Here is an 18,327-nt window from a genome sequence, read left to right as displayed (position 1 = left end):
CCCGGCGCGACCGGCCGGGCCCGCGCCCCGGATGATGAGGGCATGGACGCGCCCGGTTTCGACGACGATCTGCCTGCCCACGTCGAGCGTGCGCTGACCGCGTTCCTCGGCCGTGCGGGCGACGAGATCGTGCGCACGGAGCCGACGGTCGCGGCGGGCATCGACGTGCTGTCCGGCTTCGTGCTGTGCGGTGGCAAGCGCATCCGGCCCACGTTCGCGTGGTGGGGCTGGCGCGGCGCCGGCGGAGCGGCGTCCGGCGAGGCGGCCGAGGGCGCGCTGCAGGTCGTGGCGAGCCTCGAGCTGATCCAGGCGTGCGCGCTGATCCACGACGACCTCATCGACTCCTCCGACTCCCGCCGCGGCAACCCGACCGTGCACGTGGCCTCGGCCAAGGTGCACGCCGACCACGGCTGGCTCGGCTCGCCCGCCACGTTCGGGCTGGCCACGGCCGTGCTGGTCGGCGACCTGGCGCTCGCGTGGGCCGACGACATGTTCGCCGAGGCCCCGCTGCCGGCCGAGACGCTCGCGAAAGCGCGCCCGGCCTGGCGCGCGATGCGCACGGAGGTGCTCGCCGGGCAGTACCTCGACGTGCGCACGCAGGCCGTCGGCGACGCCTCGCCCGAGGCCGCGCTGCGCATCGACCGGCTGAAGACGGCCGCCTACACCGTGCAGCGCCCGCTGCACCTCGGCGCCGCGCTGGCCGGCGCCGACGACCGGCTCGTGACGACGCTGCTGGAGTTCGGCGGTGACGTCGGCGTGGCGTTCCAGCTGCGCGACGACCTGCTCGGCGTGTTCGGCGACCCGTCGGTGACCGGCAAGCCCGCCGGCGACGACCTGCGCGAGGGCAAGCGCACCCTGCTCGTGGCCCTGGGCCTGCAGCTGGCCGACGAACGCGGCGACCGCGCGGCGGCGAAGGTGATCGCCGGCGCGATCGGCAAGGCCGACCTGTCCGACACGGCCGTCGACGCCGTGCGCGAAGCCCTGACCGGCGTCGGCGCGGTCGACGCCGTGGAGCACCGCATCGACCAGCTCACCGCCTCGGCGATGGCCGCGCTCGACCGCGCGCACCTGGCCGAGCCGGCTCCGGCCGCGCTGGCCGACCTGGTCGGCAAGGCGACCCGGCGGACGTCGTGACCAGAACCGTGTCCGGGCCCACCGACCACGTGGTGGTGGTCGGCGCGGGCCTGGCGGGCCTTTCCGCGACGCTGCACCTGCTCGGGGCGGGCCGACGCGTGACGCTGCTGGAGCAGGACAAGGAGCCGGGCGGGCGCGCCGGGCAGCAGGACTTCGGCGCCAACGCCGTGGACACCGGCGCGAGCGTGCTCACCATGCCGGAGCTGGTGGACGAGGCCCTGCACGCCGTCGGCGCATCGCTTCAGGACACGCTGCCGCTGACCAAGCTCGACCCCGCCTACCAGGCGCGCTTCGCCGACGGCAGCACGCTGGCGCTGCGCACCGACGGCGACGCGATGGAAGCCGAGATCCGCGCGTTCGCGGGTGCGCGCGAGGCGGCCGGCTACCGCGCGCTGCGGCGCTGGCTCACCGAGCTGTACGCGGTGCAGAAAGACCGCTTCATCGGCGCCAACTTCGATTCACCGCTCGACCTGGCGCGTCCCGAGCTGGTGAAGCTCGCCGCGCTGGGCGGCTTCGGCCGGCTCGGCCCGAAGGTCGCGGGGTTCCTGCGCGACGAACGCGTGCGCCGGCTGTTCTCCTTCCAGGCGCTCTACGCGGGCCTGGACCCGGCGCGAGCGCTCGGCGCGTACGGCGTGATCGCCTACATGGACACCGTCGGCGGCGTCTACTACCCGCGCGGCGGCATGGGCGCGGTCGCGCGGACGATGGCCGCGGCCGCCGCGAAATCCGGCGCCGACCTGCGCTTCGGCACCGAAGCCGCGTGGCTCGAGCGGGTGTCTTCGCGGGTGCGGGCCGTGCGCACGCGCACCGGCGAGCGCATCGAGTGCGACGCCGTCGTGCTCGCCACCGAGCTGCGCACCGCGTACCGACTCGTCGGCGCCCGGCCGAACCGGGTGCTGCCGCTGCGGTACTCGCCTTCGGCCGTGGTGCTGCACGGGCGCGCGAAACGGTCGTGGGAGCAGCTGGGCCACCACACGATCTTCTTCGGCCAAGCCTGGGACCGCACGTTCGCCGAGATCGTGCGCGAAGGCCGGCTGATGAGTGACCCGTCACTGCTCGTCACCCGCCCCACCGCCACGGAACCGGGGCTGGCCGGCGACGGTGGCGAGATCGTGTCCGTGCTCGCGCCGGCACCGAACCTGCGCCGCGGCCGCATCGACTGGTCGCGCGTCGGCGGCGCGTACCGCGAGGAACTGGTGCGCACGCTGGAATCCCGCGGTCTCACCGGGTTCGGCGACGAGTTCACCGTGGACGAGGTCGTGACGCCCGAAGACTGGGCCGCGCGCGGGATGACGGCGGGCACGCCGTTCTCGCTGGCCCACACGTTCGCCCAGACCGGCCCGTTCCGGCCCGCCAACCTCGTGCGGGCCGCGGGCAACGTGGTGCTCGCGGGCTGCGGCACCACCCCCGGCGTCGGCATCCCGCCGGTGCTGATCTCCGGACGTCTCGCCGCGGAAAGGATCACCGGCCGGTGACCGAACTCGACGCCGCCGGCATCACGGAACCCGGCCTGCGCGCCGCGTACACCGAATGCCGCCGCATCAACGCCCACCACGGCCGCACGTTTTTCCTCGCCACGCGCCTGTTGCCCGCGCGCGCCCGGCCCTCGGCGCACGCGCTGTACGGCTTCGCGCGCATGGCCGACGAGCTCGTGGACAACCCCGAACCCGGCACCGATCCCAAGAGCGCGCTGGACCACGTGGCCGGGATGGTCGACGAGGTCTACGAAGGCGGCGCGCCGGCCGACCCGGTACTGGCCGCGCTCGCCGACACCGTGCGCCGCCACGACATCCGGCGTGGGCTCGTGGACGCGTTCCTGCACTCGATGCGCATGGACCTCACCGTCACCGAATACGCCACCTACGCGGATCTCGCGGAGTACGTGCACGGTTCCGCGTGTGTGATCGGGCTGCAGATGCTGCCGGTGTTCGGCACCGTCGTACCGCTCGCCGAAGCCGAGCCGAGCGCGGCGGCGCTCGGGGAAGCGTTCCAGCTTACGAACTTCTTACGCGACATCGGCGAAGACCTCGACCGCGGCCGGCTTTACCTGCCCACGGAAGAACTTTCGGCGTTCGGCGTGGACCGCGAACTGCTCGTGGAGACGCGCCGGCGCGGCACGCCGGACCCGCGCGTGCGGCGCGCGCTCGCCGTCGCGGTGTCGCGCGCCCGCGCGGTGTACCGGCGGGCCGAGGCCGGAATTCCCTTGCTGCGCACCGAATCCCGACCGTGCGTGCGCACGGCGATCACGCTGTACGAAGGCATCCTCGACGAGATCGAGGCGATGGACTACGACGTGCTCAACCGGCGCGCGGTGGTGGGCAAGGGCCGGCGTCTGGCCGTGGCGCTGCCGAAGCTGCTCAGCGTGTGGGCCCGGAGCCACGCACGTAGGGTCTGAGATATGACATCCGCTTCAACGAGGCGGCTGCGCGTCGGGCTCCAGCTCCAGCCGCAGCACGCCGACTACGACACGATCCGCCGCACCGCTTCGGCCGCCGAGGACATCGGCGCCGACATCGTCTTCAACTGGGACCACTTCTACCCGCTCTACGGCGACGCCGACGGCATGCACTTCGAGTGCTGGACGATGCTCGGCGCCTGGGCGGAATCGACGTCCCGGGTCGAAATCGGCGCTTTGGTCACGTGCAACAGCTACCGCAACCCCGAACTGCTCGCGGACATGGCCCGCACGGTCGACCACATCTCGGGTGGCCGGTTGATTCTGGGCATCGGCTCGGGCTGGTTCGAGAAGGACTACGACGAGTACGGCTACGAGTTCGGCACCGCGGGCGGGCGCCTCGACAACCTCGCGGAATCGCTGCCGCGCATCGAATCCCGCCTCGGCAAGCTGAACCCGGCGCCGACGCGCAAGATCCCCGTGCTCATCGGCGGCGGCGGCGAGAAGAAGACCCTCAAGCTCGTGGCGAAGCACGCCGACATCTGGCACGGCTTCGGCGACCCGGAGGTCGTGCAGCGCAAGGTGAAGATCCTCGACCAGCACTGCGCGGACCTCGGCCGCGACCCGGGCGAGATCGAGCGCTCCTGCGGCGTTTCGGGCGACCCCGACGAGCTCGGCCCGAAGCTCGTGGAGCTGGGCGTGAGCACGTTCACCGTGGGCGTCGGCGGGCCCGACTACGACCTCACGGCCCTCAAGAACTGGGTCGCCTGGCGCGACAAGCAGAACGGCTGACCCGAGAATTCGCCGAAGGCCTCCTCGCGAGCGGCGGGGAGGCCTTCGGCGTTTCCGACAGGGGTTCACGAGCGTGTTTCGGACGGTGTTTTCGGGCACGCGGCCGCAACGCCCGGCAGGCCGTGGGGCGATTACCGCGCGTGGTCGAGCCGGCGCTCAGCGAACCGGGCGAAAAGGGCCGGGCGCGCTAGAAAGCCATGGCCTGGGCGCGCCGCTTCACCTCGGTACCGTGGCTCGTGCGCAACGCGTTGACGGGTGTGGTGCCCGGCAGCGTTTCGTCCGCCGCGAAGAGCCAGCGCAGCATCTCGGTGCGACTGAACCCCGAATCCGCGAGCACCGTGATGGTGCCCGCCAGGCCCTTGACCACTCCGTCCTTGACGAAGAAGTCGCTGGGCACGCACAGCTCGCCTTTGCGCCGCACGGCGATCAGGTGACCGTCGCGCAGCATCTGGCGCACTTTGTTGGACGAGATCCCGAGCACGGCCGCCACCTGGTTCAGGGGGAGGACGGTGACAGCGGAGTCAAGGACGTCGTCGGCGACAGGAATCCCACTCACACGTGACACTGTGCCACATTCGACCGGTTTCCCGACTGGTACGCACGGGTGACCCGCCGCCTCACCTCACCCACGCGGGCGCGGGTCCGTACGATAACCAGCCGTGACACGCACGCACCCCAGCCTCGTCGGCACGCTGCTCGAACGCCGCTACCGCGTGGACAGGCTGCTCGCCAGGGGCGGGATGTCGTCGGTCTACCGGGGGATGGACACCCGGCTGGACCGGGCGGTCGCGATCAAGATCATGGATCCCCGCTTCGCCGACGACCGCTCGTTCGTGGACCGGTTCGTGCGCGAAGCGCGATCGGCCGCGCAGCTGCACCACCCGAACGTGGTCGCGGTGCACGACCAGGGCTTCGACGTGCCGGCCGGCGAGGACTCCGGGCTCGCGTTCCTGGTGATGGAGCTCGTGGACGGCGGGACGCTGCGCGATCTGCTGTCCGAGCAGGGCAAGCTCGACATCGCGCTCGCGCTGAGCATCGCCGAGCCCGTGCTTTCGGCCCTGGGGGCCGCGCACGCCGCCGGGCTGGTGCACCGCGACGTGAAGCCCGAGAACGTGCTCATCGGCCGCAGCAGCGGCGCGCTGTCCGGCGGGGTGGTGAAGGTCGGCGACTTCGGCCTCGTGCGCGCGGTCGCCAGCGCGGGCACCACGAGCTCGAGCGTGATCCTGGGCACCGTCGCCTACCTCTCGCCCGAACAGGTCGCCTCCGGCGTCACGGGGGCCCGAGGCGACGTGTACTCGGCCGGGATCCTGCTCTACGAGATGCTCACCGGCCAGACGCCCTACACCGGCGACACGGCGCTCTCGGTGGCCTACCGGCACGTGAACGACGACGTGCCGCGCCCGAGCGAGCTGCGGCCGGACCTGCCGCCCGCGCTCGACGACCTGGTGCTGCGCGCCACCCGCCGCGACCCCGAGCTGCGCCCGGCCGACGCCGGCGTGTTCCTGGCCGAACTGCAGGCCGTGCGGGCCGAGCTGGGTCTGCCGGTGGTGCCGGTGCCCGTGCCCCCGCCGCCGGACGGCGACCGCATGTCCGACACCGAGCGCACGATGCCGCGGATCCCGGTGGCCGAGCAGACGATGCCGGTTTCAGGGCCGGTTTCGGGGGCCGTCCCCGTTGCCGGGCCGCAGGGCACGCGCGCGCTGACCCGGGCCGTGCCGGTGGGTCCGCCGCCTTCGCCGCCCGCGGGCCAGCAGATGCCGACGGTGGCCGTGGCCCCGCCGGTGCCGCCCGCGCCGCCGCGCCGTCCGCGGCCGCCGGCCGACGAGCCGAAGCCGCGCGACCGCCGGAAGATGATCGCGCTGGTGGCGCTGGGTGTGCTGGTGCTGGGCGGGCTGATCGGCGCGTTCGCCTTCATCCTCAGCGAATCGGCGCCCACCACCTCCGCCGTGCCGAAGCTCGTGGGCCTCACGCAGGCCGAGGCCGGGGACAAGCTGCGCGCGGCGAACCTGACCCCGCAGTACAGCCAGGAGTTCGACAACACCGTGCCGGCCAACACCGTGATCAAGGTGACGCCGGTCGAGGGCACGCAGCTGGAGAAGGACGCGAACGTGTCCGTGGTCGTGTCCAAGGGCAAGCCGGTGGTGCCCAACATCCAGGTGGGCGCTTCACTGGCCGACGCGACGAAGGCGATCCAGAGCCAGCAGCTCAAGGTCGCGCAGGGCACGCCGGAGTTCAGCGACACCGCGCCCGAGGGCACGGTGGTGAGCGTGAACCCGGTGGCCGGCACGCCCGTGGACATCGGCGGCCAGGTGACGCTCGTGCTCTCGAAGGGCCCGGAACCGCTTCCGCCGGTGCCCGACGTCACGGGCCGGCCGAAGGCCGAGGCGTTCCAGCTGCTGCAGCAGGCCGGGTTCCAACCGGTGGACGGCGGCGAGGAGTTCTCGCAGACGATCCCCGCCGGCGGCGTCACGCGCACCGACCCGCCGGCGAACACCCCGGGCAGCAAGCAGGTGAAGGTGTTCGTGTCCAACGCCGTGCAGGTGCCCGACGTGCGGTTCAAGCAGTTCGACGAGGCCGAGAAGATTCTCAAGCAGGCGGGCCTCGACGTCGACAAGCAGGGTGGCGGCGGTGGCCGCGGCCACGGTGGCGGCGGCTTCAACTTCGTGTTCCAGCAGGACCCGCAGCCCGGTTCGCTGGTGCCGAAGGGCACGAAGGTGCAGATCCGGGGCTTCGGCGGATGATCGGCAGCCGAGGCCGCGTGACGGGTGCCGTCGGCCCGGGCCTGATCGGGGAGGTGCTGCTCAGCGTCCGGGGCGGTACCGAGGCGTTCTACGCCTACGCGGCCGACTCCGAAGCCGGGTTTCCGATCGGCACCCAGGTGCTTGTGGTGGATTTCGAACCCCCGCGCACGGTTTACGTGGAACGGTGGCAACCGCTGACGTCCTAGCGGCGTCGAAGAGCTACCAACAACCGAAAATCGGGCTGCGAGGGGTTATGGAAATCTGGCTCATCGTCGTGATCGCGGTGGTAGCCGTGATCGTGCTGTTCGGGCTGCTGCGGATCCTGTACAAGGTCGCGGAGCCCAACGAAGCGCTCATCATCTCCGGGTGGGGGATCCGGGTGGAGCGCACCGAGACCGCCGACAGCCTCGGGTTCAAGATCGTGACCGGCCGGGGCGTGAACGTGATCCCCGGCTTCCAGACCGCGCGGCGCCTCTCGCTCGACACGCGCGGCGTGAACCTGCAGGTTTCCTGCGTGACCAAGCAGGGCCTGCCGGTGACCGTGCGCGCGGTGGTGATCTACAAGGTGGGCGACGACTACGCCTCGATCGCCAACGCCGCCCGCCGCTTCCTCGACCAGCAGAAGGGCATGAACGACACCATCCACGAGCTGTTCTCGGGCCACCTGCGCTCGATCGTGGGCGGGCTGACCATCGAGGAGATGATCCACAACCGCGACGCGCTGACCGGCGAGGTCCGCCAGTCGTCGGCCACCGAGATGATCAAGCTGGGCCTGATCGTGGACTCGCTGCAGATCCAGGAGATCGACGACGAGTCCGGCTACATCAACAACCTGGGCAAGCCGCACGCGGCGGCCATCGCGGCGTCGGCACGCATCGCCGAGGCGCAGCGCGACCAGGAGGCCACGCAGGCCGAGCAGGTCGCGGCCGCGCAGAAGGCCGGCGCGATGCGGGAGAGCCAGATCAAGCAGGCCGGCTACCAGGCCGAGGTCGACCAGGCCAAGGCGAAGGCGAGCCAGTCGGGTCCGCTGGCCGAGGCGACGGCGCGGCAGGAGGTCGTGGTCCAGGAGACGCGCGCGGCCGAGCTGGAGGCCGCGCTGGCCGAACAGCGGCTGCAGTCGCAGGTGCGCAAGCCGGCCGACGCGAAGGCGTACGAAACCCGCACGACGGCGGACGCCGACCGGGACGCGCAGATCGCCCGCGCCCAGGCCGAGGCCCGCGAGACCGAACTGCGCGCCGTGGCCGACGCGACCCGCGTGAAGACAGCGGCCGAAGCGGAGGCGCAGGCCACGAAGGCGCGCGCGGAGGCTTCGGCGGGGGCCACGCGGGCCACCGGTGAAGCCGAGGCGGCTGCTTCGCAGGCCCGCGGCGTTGCGGAGGCGGAAGCGGCGCGCGCCCGAGGTCTCGCGGAAGCGGAGTCGGCCCGGGCCCGCGGTCTGGCGGAGGCCGAGTCGATCAAGGCGCGCGCGGCCGCACTGGCGGAGAACCAGGAAGCTGTGGTAGCACAGCAGCTGGCCGAACGTTGGCCGGAAATCGTCGAGGCCGGCGCGAAGGCGTTCGGTAACGTCGACCACATGGTGGTCCTGAACGGCGCGGACGGGATGTCGGACATGTTCACCAAGGCGTTGTCGCTGGGCGGGACGGGCCTCGGCCTGGCGCGGCAGCTGATGGATGCCATGGGTTCGTCGTCTTCTTCGGGCTCCGGTTCTGCCGGTTCTGCCGGTTCTTCGGGTACTTCGGGCTCTTCGGGCGCCGGGCAGGCGCTTTCGAACGGCGACCTTTCCCCGCGCGAGTAGCGCATGAGCTTCTTCACGGACGGTCCTCGTGAACGCCCCCTGTTCCCCGTGCGGGAGCAGGAGCTGTTCGGCTACGAGGGCCGTCCGTGGACAGGCCCGCCGAGCGACCACATCGTGCCCGCGCTCCTGCCGTGGGCCCGGCCGCTCGGCCGTTCCGAACGCACCATCGTCGCGCTGCGCGGCATCGAGGTCTGGCCGGAGGCGCTCACCCTGCGCCTGGCGGTGTACTCGCGCGACAGCCTCCAGGAGGGCCGCACCGGCTCCCTGATCGACCACCGGCGCGTGCCCGACTACAACGCGCTGCTCGTGGGCGTGCTCTTTCCTGACGGCAGCCGCGCCAGTTCGGAGTCCATCTCGGTGCCGTCCGCCTCGGAGCCGGACGAGCCGGTGTTGCGCGCGGTCGGCGTCGGCGGGACGCAGTTCCACCTGGACCACCAGGTTTTCGTCTGGCCGCTGCCCGGCGACGGGCCGTTCACCGTGGTGGTGCAGTGGCTGGACCGGGACATCAAGGAAACCCACACGGAACTCGACGGCGCGGCCATCCAGACGGCGGCGCTGGAGGCGGGTGAGCTGTGGCCGGGGTTGCCGCGGCGGCCTGGGCACGGAGTGGCGTTGCGGCGTGCGGCTGGGGCTCTGGTGAGTGAAGGCTCCGGTGCTGGCTCCGGCTCTGGTGCTGGTGCTGGTGCTGGTGCTGGTGCTGGTGCTGGCTCTGGCTCTGGCTCTGGCTCTGGCTCTGGCTCTGGCTCTGGGGACGATGGTGCATTGCCGGTGCGGTCGGGTGGGTCGGCGGGGTCGGCCGGGTTGCTTCCGCACCGCTCCGGTACCGGTTCCGGCAGCGCGCGCCGCGAGCCGCTCCCCCGCCGCGACGCCGCCGCACCTGGCGATCCCTTCCCGAACCGCAACGCCTTCGGCGCCGCCGAAGGCCGCGGCCCGGTAGGCGCGCCCCGCGAACCCCTCCCGCGCCGCAACTCCTCCCTGGACGAGCCTCTTCCGCCCCACGCCCCCACCCGCACTGCGCCGGCCGGGCAGGTTCCCCTCGACGCCACTCCGGCGACTGCCGGTGAGCCTCCCTCCGACCTCAACGAGGACAACGACGTGACCGACCCGGCCACCACTCAGCCGGTGACCAAACCCGACGAGCCGTCGCCGCCACGGTCCCCCTCGGTGCTGCTCCCCCACCTGGCCGAATCCGCGCTGCTCCCCCGCCGCAACGTCGCCCTCGGCCCCGAACGCCCGGCGCTTCGCCCGCCAGGCGCGGCCTCACCCCTCCCGCGCCGCACCCCGACCACCCGCACCGACGGCCCACCCACCGCACCCCCTCCGGCCGCACTCGCCGCGCTGCTGGCGCAGTCCACCCGCCCGCCGGCGATGCCTGCGCAGCCACCGCAACCGCCCAGCGCGCCCACCCCACTTCCCCACCGCGACCCCGGCGACAGCCCCACGATCGCGCTGGCCATCCCCACCACCGCCGGCCCGCCACCGCACCCCGCCCCACCGCGCACCCGCGCCGACGGCCCACCACCGCCCCAGCACGACGACACCTCCCGCACGGACAACGCCGCCGCACCCGCCATGCCGCTGCCGCAGCCCACCTCAGTGGTGCAGCCACCGGCTCCCCCAGAGGCCGTGCCGCTGCCCCAACGCAACACCGCCACCGCCGAACCAGCACCACACTCCACCCCACCGGCACCCCCGCGCACACCCGGCGAAGGCACACCCCTCCCCCAGCACGACGGCACTCCCCGCGCCGACCACGCTGCTGCCGCACCCGCCGTACCGTTGCCGCAGCCCATGTCAGCGGTCCAACCACACGCACCTGCAGCAGCAGCGCCGGCAGAGGCCGCGCCGCTGCCCCAGCACGCCGACCCCCGCAACACCCCCGCACCGCTCCCCCAGCCCTCCCACCCAACCCCGGCCAGTGAGGCGCCGACCGTGGCGCACCCCCTGCCGTTGCCGCAGCCGTCGCGGCCCGCGAAGGGCGTCGGGCCCAAGTCGGGCAGGGGTGGGTGGCCGCGGAGGCGGGGTGGGCGTGACCCGGGTGAGTGAACCTGTGGGGCGTTAGCGCCGACGAAACACGGTGACCACCCTCCCGTCATGTCAAGGTGGTGTCGTGGGGCGCATCCCACCCCTGCTCCGCCGCACGAGGACGGTCGTGATGGTTCGTACCCCGCTCAGTTCGCTCGACGTGGCATTCCTGTGCCTGGAAAGCGAAACCGCGCCGATGCACATGGGTGCGGTACTGGTGTTCACCTCTCGCGGGCGAGTGGACGGCGGGGAGCTCACCGGGCTGCTCGCGGCGCGCGCGCGGAAAATGCCGCAGTTGCGCCGGAAAATGCGTGCCGAGCTGTTTCCGCCGGGGGCGGCGACGTGGGCGGATGATCCGAATTTCGTTGCGGCGCAACACATCCATCACCACGAGTTGAGCACGCTCTACGATCCCGACCCGTTGACCGGGTTCGCGGAGCAGTGGATCGCGCGGCCGTTGGACACCGGGCGGCCGTTGTGGGATCTCACGGTGGTGACCGGGCTGCCGCAGGGCAAGTTCGCCGTGTTGCTGAAGCTGCACCACGCGCTCACCGATGGCGAAGGCGCGTACGCGGTGACCGTCGGCCTGCTCGACGAGCCCGCCAAGCCCGGGCGTGCGCTCGCGAGAGCGGCGAAGCCGGTCCCGCGGCCGCGGTCGCCGTTGGACAGCGTGAAAAACAGTGTGAAGGACGGCCTGGCCCAAGCCGGCGAGGCGGCCGGGATCGCGACGTCGCTGGTGCGCGCGGCGAAGGCGCCGTTGTCGCCCGTGTCGGCGCCGGCGTCGGCGGAGCGGCGGCTCGGGTTCGTGCGGCTGCCGACGGCCGACGTACGCCGGATCCGCGGCGGGCACGGCGGCACCACCAACGACGTGGTCCTCGCCGTGCTGGCCGGCGCGCTGCGCGAGTGGCTGGTCAACCGCGGCAAGCGCGCCGACGGCCGCACGCTGCGCGCCCTGATCCCGGTGAGCGTGCGCGGCCGCGCGAATGCCCAGGTGGGCGGCAACAAACTGTCCGGCTACCTGTGCGACCTGCCGATCGGCGAGGACGACCCGGTGGAACGCCTCCACGTGGTCCGCCGCGCGATGACCCGCAACAAGGCCGCCGGCCCGGCCCGCGGCGCCGGCGCGTTCCCGCTGCTGGCCGACCGTGTGCCCACGGTGCTGCACCGCCTCGGCACCCGCACCGCCGGCCTGGCCGCGCCGCTGCTGTTCGACCTGGTCGTGACCACCGTGCCGCTGCCGGCCGCCCGCCTCACCCTCGCGGGCGCGCCGCTGGCACAGGTCTACCCCTTCGTGCCGCTCGCGCCGCGCCACGCCGTGGGCATCGCCGTCGCCACCTACCGCGACAGTGTCCACATCGGACTGCAGGCCAACGCCGTGGCCGTCCCCGACCTCGGCGGCCTGCGCGACGCGGTGCTCAAATCCACCGCGGCGCTGCTCAACACCGTCTAGAACACCGGGTAGAACTCAGCCTCGCAGCATCTCCGCCACGAGGAACGCCAGCTCCAGCGACTGCTGCGTGTTCAGGCGCGGGTCGCAGGCGGTTTCGTAGCGGCCGGAGAGGTCGATGTCGGAGATTTCCTGGGCGCCGCCGAGGCATTCGGTCACGTCTTCGCCCGTGAGTTCCACGTGGATGCCGCCCGGGTAGGTGCCGAGCTTGTGGTGCACCTCGAAGAAGCCCTGCACCTCGTCGACGATGCGGTCGAAGTGGCGGGTCTTGTAGCCCGTGGACGATTCGTGCGTGTTGCCGTGCATCGGGTCGCACTGCCAGATGACCTTGTGGCCCGAGGCTTCGACCTTCTCGACGATCGCGGGCAGCACCTCGCGGACCTTGCCGTTGCCCATGCGCGAGATGAGCGTGAGGCGGCCTTCCTCGTGGCGCGGGTCGAGGCGCTCCACGTACTCCAGCGCCTGCTCGGGTGTGGTCGTGGGACCGATCTTGAGCCCGATCGGGTTCGAGAGCAGCTCCGCGAACGCGATGTGCGCGCCGTCGAGCTGGCGGGTGCGTTCGCCGATCCACAGGAAGTGCGAGGACAGGTTGTAGAGCTTGGGGTTGGCCGCGTCGGCGTGGTCGAGGCGCAGCAGGGCGCGCTCGTAGTCGAGCAGCAGGGCCTCGTGGCTCGCGAAGATCTCGGTGGACTGCAGCGACGTGTCGGTGACGCCGCACGCGTTCATGAACCGCAGGCCGCGGTCGATCTCGTTGGCCAGCGCCTCGAAGCGCTGCGCGGCCGGCGAGGCGGACACGAAGTCCTTGTTCCAGTCGTGCACCTGGTGCAGGTCGGCCATGCCGGCGCCGGTGAGCGCGCGCACGAGGTTCATGGCCGCGCCGGCGTTGGCGTAGGCGCGGATCATGCGACCCGGGTCCGGCACGCGCAGCTCGGGCTTGGCGACGAGGGAGTTGATGATGTCGCCGCGGTACACGGGCAGGCCCAGCGAGTCCGTCGCCGACGACCGCGGCTTCGCGTACTGCCCCGCGATGCGGCCCATCTTCACCACGGGCAGGCTCGCGCCGTAGGTGAGGACCACCGCCATCTGCAGCAGCGTGCGCAGGTTCGCGCGGATGTGCGGCTCGGTGTTGGACTCGAACGTCTCCGCGCAGTCGCCACCCTGCAGCAGGAAGGCCTCACCGCGCGCGACCATGGCCAGCTGCCCCTGCAACCGGTCGATCTCCGCGGGCACCGTGATCGGCGGCACGCTCTCCAGCACCCCGCGCACGCGCTTGGCCAGCTCGACATCCGGCCACTCGGGCTGCTGCGCCGCGGGCAACGCCAGCGCCGCGTCGAGGCGTCCGCGCAGCTCAGGCGGAAGCGGCGGCAGTTCGGGAAGCGTGTCGACGGGAACGTCCACTGTCCAGTTCACGGCACCCAGGATAAGGTTCGCCACCCGCGACGCTCCGGGAGGGCGGTGCGGGTCACACGTCCGGGTTGTCTGGGTCCTCGTCCGGGTCGGCGTCTGGGTCAGCCGAGTCGTACAACGCACCGAATCGGTCGACGACTCCCAGTAGTCCCCCGAGCTCTTCGGCGTCGAGGGCGGGGACGATCACGGACCAATGGTGGACGCTGGCGGCTTCGGCGAGGATCTGCCGGCGTCCGTTCGGTGGCGCGGCGGCGGAGATTTCGACCAGGAGCCGCGCGCGATCGGACACAAACCGGGCGAGCCGCGCCTGGACCAGTGCTCGACCGAGGTCGTGCTGGGCGAGCTCCGGGACGAACGCCTTCACCAGTCGGTCGCGCTCGAAGGGTTCGGTCGAGCTCTCGACCACCTCTTCGGCCTCGTCGAGGTACCCGGCCTTGGCCAAACCCGAGACCAGCTTCTCCTTTAGCTGGGAGGCAGACTTGGGGATAAGCTCGCACAGCTCCAGGGCCACTGCGACCTCTCCGCGCGCCCCCAGAACTGCAGTCGCGTCGGTGACGGCCAAGATCAGTCCGGGATTTTCCGCGGAGTAGGCCGCAACCAGCTCGGTGATCTCAGAGGGTTCTCCCACCGCGCACAACATCACGATGGCCGCGTCCCAGCTATACGGCTGGTCCTCCCCCAGCCTCTTCACCCGGTTCCGAATGTATTTCGCGAGCCGCGCCAGCGCCGCATGGTCGCCGGACTCCCGCAGCCGCCGGGCCAGAGTCACCAACGGGTCACGCATCGTCCACCAAAGCTCGTGGCCGCAGATCAGCTTCTCGGCGGTCCCCGGGTCACCTTCGGCGGCGAGGAACGCCGCAAGCTCCTGGATTCCGCGGGGCGCGCGCCAATCCGGCATCACCAAACGGGCGAGCAGCTCCGCTCGCAGCACATCACCGGCCGCGACCACCGTCCTGGTCAGCGCGCCGAGCGCCTCGAATGTGCGTTGATCCCCCGCCGGGCGGCGCACCAGCTTCTCCGCTTGCTCTGCGGCCTCACGAGCGCGGTCGAGGTTTCCGCCGGCCAGCAGTGTGTCGGCGACATTGACGTACCCGCGAACGTCAAAGTGACCCTCTACTAGACCGTTGGGCGGGATCCGGCGCAACCATTCGAAGGCGAGATCGGTATCACCCGCCGCCGTGAGCGCCCGGAGGAAGTGAATCGTCGCATCGCTGCGCCTGAACTTGTTGGTCATCGAGTCCAGCACAGCCGGAATCTCCGACCACCGGCCCGCCTCGGCGAGAACTGCCACCAGAGCAGGCAAAAAGTCCCTCTGCCGCGTTTCCTCGTCGAGACCAACGGCCGCCTCGACGAAGTCATCCGATTCAGCGAGTTCGAGCTGCATCAGCGGCGACCTGCCGCACTTCTGCGCCAGCTGGCGAGCCCGAGCCAGGTCGCCGCGCCTAAACAGACTCCGCGCGACCTCGGCAAGCACTGAGTTCCGACGAAATTCATTTGCGATCACCGCGGCCAGATCCTCGGCCATGCCGGGGTGATCGATGGCCAGCGCTTCGCCCAGCCTCTCTAACGTTCGATCCCTTAGTCCTTCGTCAGAGATCTCCCCACCAAGCCGTGCGGCTGTCGCGAATTCCCCATGGTTGAATGCAATCACTGAATGAACTCGCTTGCGCTGATCCGCGCTCAGCCGGTCATCCAATCCGACCGCAGCTTCATCGGCCTGCCCCGAGCTCATCAGTGTCAGCAAAATCTCCCCGAGCAGGGAGTCGCGCAGCTGAGGATCGTATTCTTCCTCAGCCACCAATCGAGCACGGCCGACCTGATCGATGCGGGCGAGGGCCCCCACCAAATCAACCAAAGCCGCTGCGCGCAGCCCTGGCTCGGTAATGGACTGCGCAAGCGCCACTGCATGGTCGATTCGGCCCAGCTCTGCCCAGATAGCTGGTAGGCGCCGAGGTGTCAGTTTGTTACGGCCGCGGAAAGTGTCTCGGTAGGTCTCGACCGTGATGAGCCGGAGGAGGTCGGGCTCGGACGAGTCCAGCAGGGCCGTACGGGCGGCATCCAACTCAACCATCGCGGCCAAGTCGCCGTTAGAGACGTCCAAGAGGCGGTCGTGGCGAGCCGGGTCAGCCGCCAAGTCGGTGAGAGCGAGCACGTCACCTGTCTCATCGACCAAGCGAAAGTAGCCGCGAAGCAGAAATTGTGGGGTGTCGGCGGGCCAACCGGCGGCGCGGTAACCCGTTGCCCATTCTTTGATCGCACGCCAGCAGCCCTCCAGCATTGAAGGGCCCAGGGCGTCGACCGCTTCGAGCTGGAGGTTTTCATGGGCCAGGAGGTACACCTGGGGCGCGATCCGGGAGTTCCAGTGCGCTGGACGGCGGGTGAAAGATCGAGTTGCCAGCGCCCGTTCGACCTCACGCGGCCGACGCCCCGTCAGCTCAGCCAGGTCCGCACTGCTCAGACCACCGCGGGCAGCCACCAGGAACCCGAGCAGATCCTTCTCCCCCGAGGCGCCGTCCAAGAGGGCATCCAGCTCGCGCTCCATGTCGTCGCGGGCGGCGCCGGCGGCGGGTGAAGGAGTGAGCAACCGCTCGATACCCGACGCACGCAGAGGGTGGTCGGCGCGGACGTCGGAGGGCAGGTCGGGGTTGAGGCGGCTCGCGACGATCACGCGAAGGCCGGGAGCGGGCAACGGCAGCAGCGCCGCGATGCTGTGGCCGCCGGAGACGCGGTCCTCGTCCAGGCCGTCGACGACCAGAACCAGACGCTCGCCGCGGGACTGACACAGGGCGGCGGCGTCGGAGAACACGGCGTTGAGGTTGCGGGCCGCCGGGTCCTTGGCGGCCCCGAGGACCTCCGCGAGCTGTTCCTGGACGACGTCGACGAAGGCCTCACGCGTGTCGTCGCCGCCGGAGCGGGCCGTGATGAAGAAGGAGACCACGCGGACGCCGGGAGGCGGGGCCAGCACGAAGGAAGCCATCAGGGCCGATTTCCCGGCCCACGGAGCCGCGCGCCACCACGCGTAGGGAGCGGAGTCCGGCGCGACACAGAACGCAGCCAGCTCGGCGAGCTCCGCCGACCGCCCGACCAGCTGCGCCGGCGCGACCTGACGGACCCATTCGAGATACCGGGACCGGACCGGCGGCGGCGACGCGACCACCGTGTTCGCGTGCCCGACCTGCACGACCGTGCCGTGAACCGGCCCCAGCACCTGGTTCGTGAACGAACCCTCGGGCTGCTCCCCCGTCACCCAACCGCCCTCCCGCCGTGTGGTGACTGAGCGTCGCACGGCGGGAGGGCGGGGGTAAAGGACTCAGCCGCGCACGGTGAGCTTCTCGATCGAACCCGTCGGGCTCGGCGAGGCGCCGTGGTTGGCGAGGTACACCGTGTCACCGTCGATCGCGAGGCCGGTGGCCTCCGAAAGGCCGGCCGAAGCGAGCACGGTCTTCTTGCCGTTCTTCTCGATCCGCGTCAGCACGCCGTCCGACGGCGGAGCGGCGATGCCGTCCTTGGCGAAGGTCACCACGAGCAAGCGGCCCTTGCGGTCGAACGCCAGGTCGGTGAGCGCGGTGAGGCCGTCGGCGTAGATCTTCGGCGTGTGGCCCGGCACGACGCGCCACACGCGCGCCACGCCGACGCCGATGCTGCTGAGCTCGGACACGTACAGGGCACCGTCCGGGCCCACGACCACGGACGTCGGCACGGACTGCATCGGGATCTTCGTGCCCGGCGGCAGGCCGAGCGCGGGCGGTGCGGGCGCCATCTTGACCGGGAAGACGGCCAGCACGCTGATCCGGCCGCGGCCGTCGACGTAGAGCAGGTCGTTGGCGGCGGCGTCGACCACGGCGAAGCCGTCGCGGTAGCGCGTCATGCCGTACGGGTCGGAGTCGATCACGGGCTGGTCACCCGCGCCGGCACCCTTGTCCGGGTTGTTCTTGGCTTCGAACGCGCCGAAATCGGGGCCCAGCTTCAGGTGCTTGCCGTCCCAGAACGAGAGCCGGCCGAGTGCGGCGCCCTGCGGGCCGAACGGGTTGGCGCCGGTCTTCGGGTCGATGGCGAGCGTCTGGCTCAGGATCGCGATGTCGCCGCGCACGAACTCGACGTCGGCGGGGCCCGCGCCACCGCTGCCGTCGGGTCCGGCCGCGGACGGCAGGTTCTTCACGACCTGGCGCACCTTGCCGTGGTCGAGCACCGACACGGAGCCGGTCTTGCCGAAGCAGGCCTGGCCCTCGGGCCCGGCCACGCACGGTCCGCTGCCACCGCGGCCGGCCTCGGCCACGTAGAGCTTGCCGTCGTGCAGAGTCAGGTGCCGCGGGCTGCTGAGGCCCGTGGCCACGGTTTTCAAAGTCGAGGTCGTGGCGCTCGACCACGGCGCGACGCCGATGGTCACCGCCGCGACCGAGACGCACACGGCCGCGGTTCGCAGCGCGGTGCGCACGGTTCTGGACATGTCGTCTCCCTCTCCGCCCGACCACCGCTGCGTACCGGGTGATCCACTGTGGATCCGGTCGAGCGGCCCGATTCTGCGCTTACGGCATCAAAAAGTCGCCGGTTGCGAAACGGGGCGAAGAGGGGAACGGCGAAAATCCGGTCG

At 71.4% G+C, this 18,327-nt stretch carries 12 protein-coding genes and 1 pseudogene; 9 read left to right on the top strand and 4 right to left on the bottom strand.

The features are described 5' to 3' along the window. Positions 1-42 precede the first annotated feature (42 nt). The 4 genes from VSH64_RS00795 to VSH64_RS00780 are packed head-to-tail and all read left to right on the top strand — an operon-like array spanning position 43 to position 4,321. Positions 43-1,134: a polyprenyl synthetase family protein gene (locus VSH64_RS00795; RefSeq protein WP_326569626.1), complete on the top strand. Its 1,092-nt coding sequence runs from the start codon at positions 43-45 to the stop codon at positions 1,132-1,134. After that, positions 1,131-2,609 carry a phytoene desaturase family protein gene (gene crtI / locus VSH64_RS00790; protein WP_326569625.1) on the top strand — a complete coding sequence of 493 codons (1,479 nt, stop codon included), beginning with the start codon at positions 1,131-1,133 and terminating at the stop codon, positions 2,607-2,609. The genes VSH64_RS00795 and crtI overlap by 4 nt, the downstream gene beginning before the upstream one ends. Next, positions 2,606-3,529 (top strand): phytoene/squalene synthase family protein, encoded by a 924-nt coding sequence (locus tag VSH64_RS00785; protein ID WP_326569624.1) that lies wholly within the window; start codon positions 2,606-2,608, stop codon positions 3,527-3,529. The genes crtI and VSH64_RS00785 overlap by 4 nt, the downstream gene beginning before the upstream one ends. Positions 3,530-3,532: 3 nt before the next feature. Next, positions 3,533-4,321 (top strand): LLM class F420-dependent oxidoreductase, encoded by a 789-nt coding sequence (locus tag VSH64_RS00780; RefSeq protein ID WP_326569623.1) that lies wholly within the window; start codon positions 3,533-3,535, stop codon positions 4,319-4,321. 187 nt (positions 4,322-4,508) lie between these two features. Here VSH64_RS00780 and VSH64_RS00775 read toward each other — a convergent pair whose 3' ends face one another. Then, positions 4,509-4,877, bottom strand: coding sequence for an Rv2175c family DNA-binding protein (locus VSH64_RS00775; protein ID WP_326569622.1), 369 nt, complete (start codon positions 4,875-4,877; stop codon positions 4,509-4,511). 103 nt (positions 4,878-4,980) lie between these two features. Here VSH64_RS00775 and pknB point away from each other — a divergent pair, with 103 nt between their 5' ends. The 5 genes and pseudogenes from pknB (at position 4,981) to VSH64_RS00750 (ending at position 12,332) form a co-directional block, all read left to right on the top strand. Beyond that, on the top strand, positions 4,981-7,062 hold the full coding sequence (gene pknB, locus VSH64_RS00770) for a Stk1 family PASTA domain-containing Ser/Thr kinase (RefSeq protein WP_326569621.1): 2,082 nt from the start codon (positions 4,981-4,983) through the stop codon (positions 7,060-7,062). Continuing rightward, entirely contained in the window at positions 7,059-7,268 is a 210-nt protein-coding gene (locus VSH64_RS00765) for a hypothetical protein (RefSeq protein WP_326569620.1), read from the top strand. The genes pknB and VSH64_RS00765 overlap by 4 nt, the downstream gene beginning before the upstream one ends. Before the next feature lie 47 nt (positions 7,269-7,315). Beyond that, a complete protein-coding gene (locus VSH64_RS00760) occupies positions 7,316-8,857 on the top strand; it encodes a flotillin family protein (protein ID WP_326569619.1) in 1,542 nt (513 codons plus the stop codon). A gap of 3 nt (positions 8,858-8,860) precedes the next feature. Continuing rightward, positions 8,861-9,478: pseudogene (locus VSH64_RS00755) on the top strand (hypothetical protein); the annotation flags it as partial. A gap of 1,534 nt (positions 9,479-11,012) precedes the next feature. Further along, positions 11,013-12,332, top strand: a complete 1,320-nt coding sequence (locus VSH64_RS00750) for a wax ester/triacylglycerol synthase family O-acyltransferase (RefSeq protein ID WP_326569618.1) — start codon at positions 11,013-11,015, stop codon at positions 12,330-12,332. A gap of 15 nt (positions 12,333-12,347) precedes the next feature. Here VSH64_RS00750 and VSH64_RS00745 read toward each other — a convergent pair whose 3' ends face one another. From VSH64_RS00745 to VSH64_RS00735, 3 genes are all read right to left on the bottom strand, one after another. Further along, the gene (locus VSH64_RS00745; protein WP_326569617.1) at positions 12,348-13,739 is read right to left on the bottom strand and encodes a class II 3-deoxy-7-phosphoheptulonate synthase; all 1,392 of its coding nucleotides are present in this window, start codon (positions 13,737-13,739) and stop codon (positions 12,348-12,350) included. 52 nt (positions 13,740-13,791) lie between these two features. Beyond that, a complete protein-coding gene (locus VSH64_RS00740; protein WP_326569616.1) occupies positions 13,792-16,983 on the bottom strand; it encodes a hypothetical protein in 3,192 nt (1,063 codons plus the stop codon). A 63-nt stretch (positions 16,984-17,046) separates the two neighbouring features. Then, positions 17,047-18,183: a ScyD/ScyE family protein gene (locus VSH64_RS00735; RefSeq protein WP_326569615.1), complete on the bottom strand. Its 1,137-nt coding sequence runs from the start codon at positions 18,181-18,183 to the stop codon at positions 17,047-17,049. Between the last annotated feature and the right edge of the window lie 144 nt (positions 18,184-18,327).

This window comes from Amycolatopsis rhabdoformis (genome assembly GCF_035918295.1).
Taxonomy (GTDB): Bacteria; Actinomycetota; Actinomycetes; order Mycobacteriales; family Pseudonocardiaceae; genus Amycolatopsis; species Amycolatopsis rhabdoformis.
This window is presented reverse-complemented; position numbering and strand designations above follow the sequence as displayed.

Bases quoted from the DNA above. Each gene is read 5' to 3' on its own strand.
- VSH64_RS00750 (WP_326569618.1), top strand. From the start codon at position 11,013: ATGGTTCGTACCCCGCTCAGTTCGCTCGACGTGGCATTCCTGTGCCTG.
- VSH64_RS00795 (WP_326569626.1), top strand. From the start codon at position 43: ATGGACGCGCCCGGTTTCGACGACGATCTGCCTGCCCACGTCGAGCGT.
- VSH64_RS00780 (WP_326569623.1), top strand. From the start codon at position 3,533: ATGACATCCGCTTCAACGAGGCGGCTGCGCGTCGGGCTCCAGCTCCAG.
- VSH64_RS00765 (WP_326569620.1), top strand. From the start codon at position 7,059: ATGATCGGCAGCCGAGGCCGCGTGACGGGTGCCGTCGGCCCGGGCCTG.
- VSH64_RS00760 (WP_326569619.1), top strand. From the start codon at position 7,316: ATGGAAATCTGGCTCATCGTCGTGATCGCGGTGGTAGCCGTGATCGTG.
- VSH64_RS00735 (WP_326569615.1), bottom strand. From the start codon at position 18,183: ATGTCCAGAACCGTGCGCACCGCGCTGCGAACCGCGGCCGTGTGCGTC.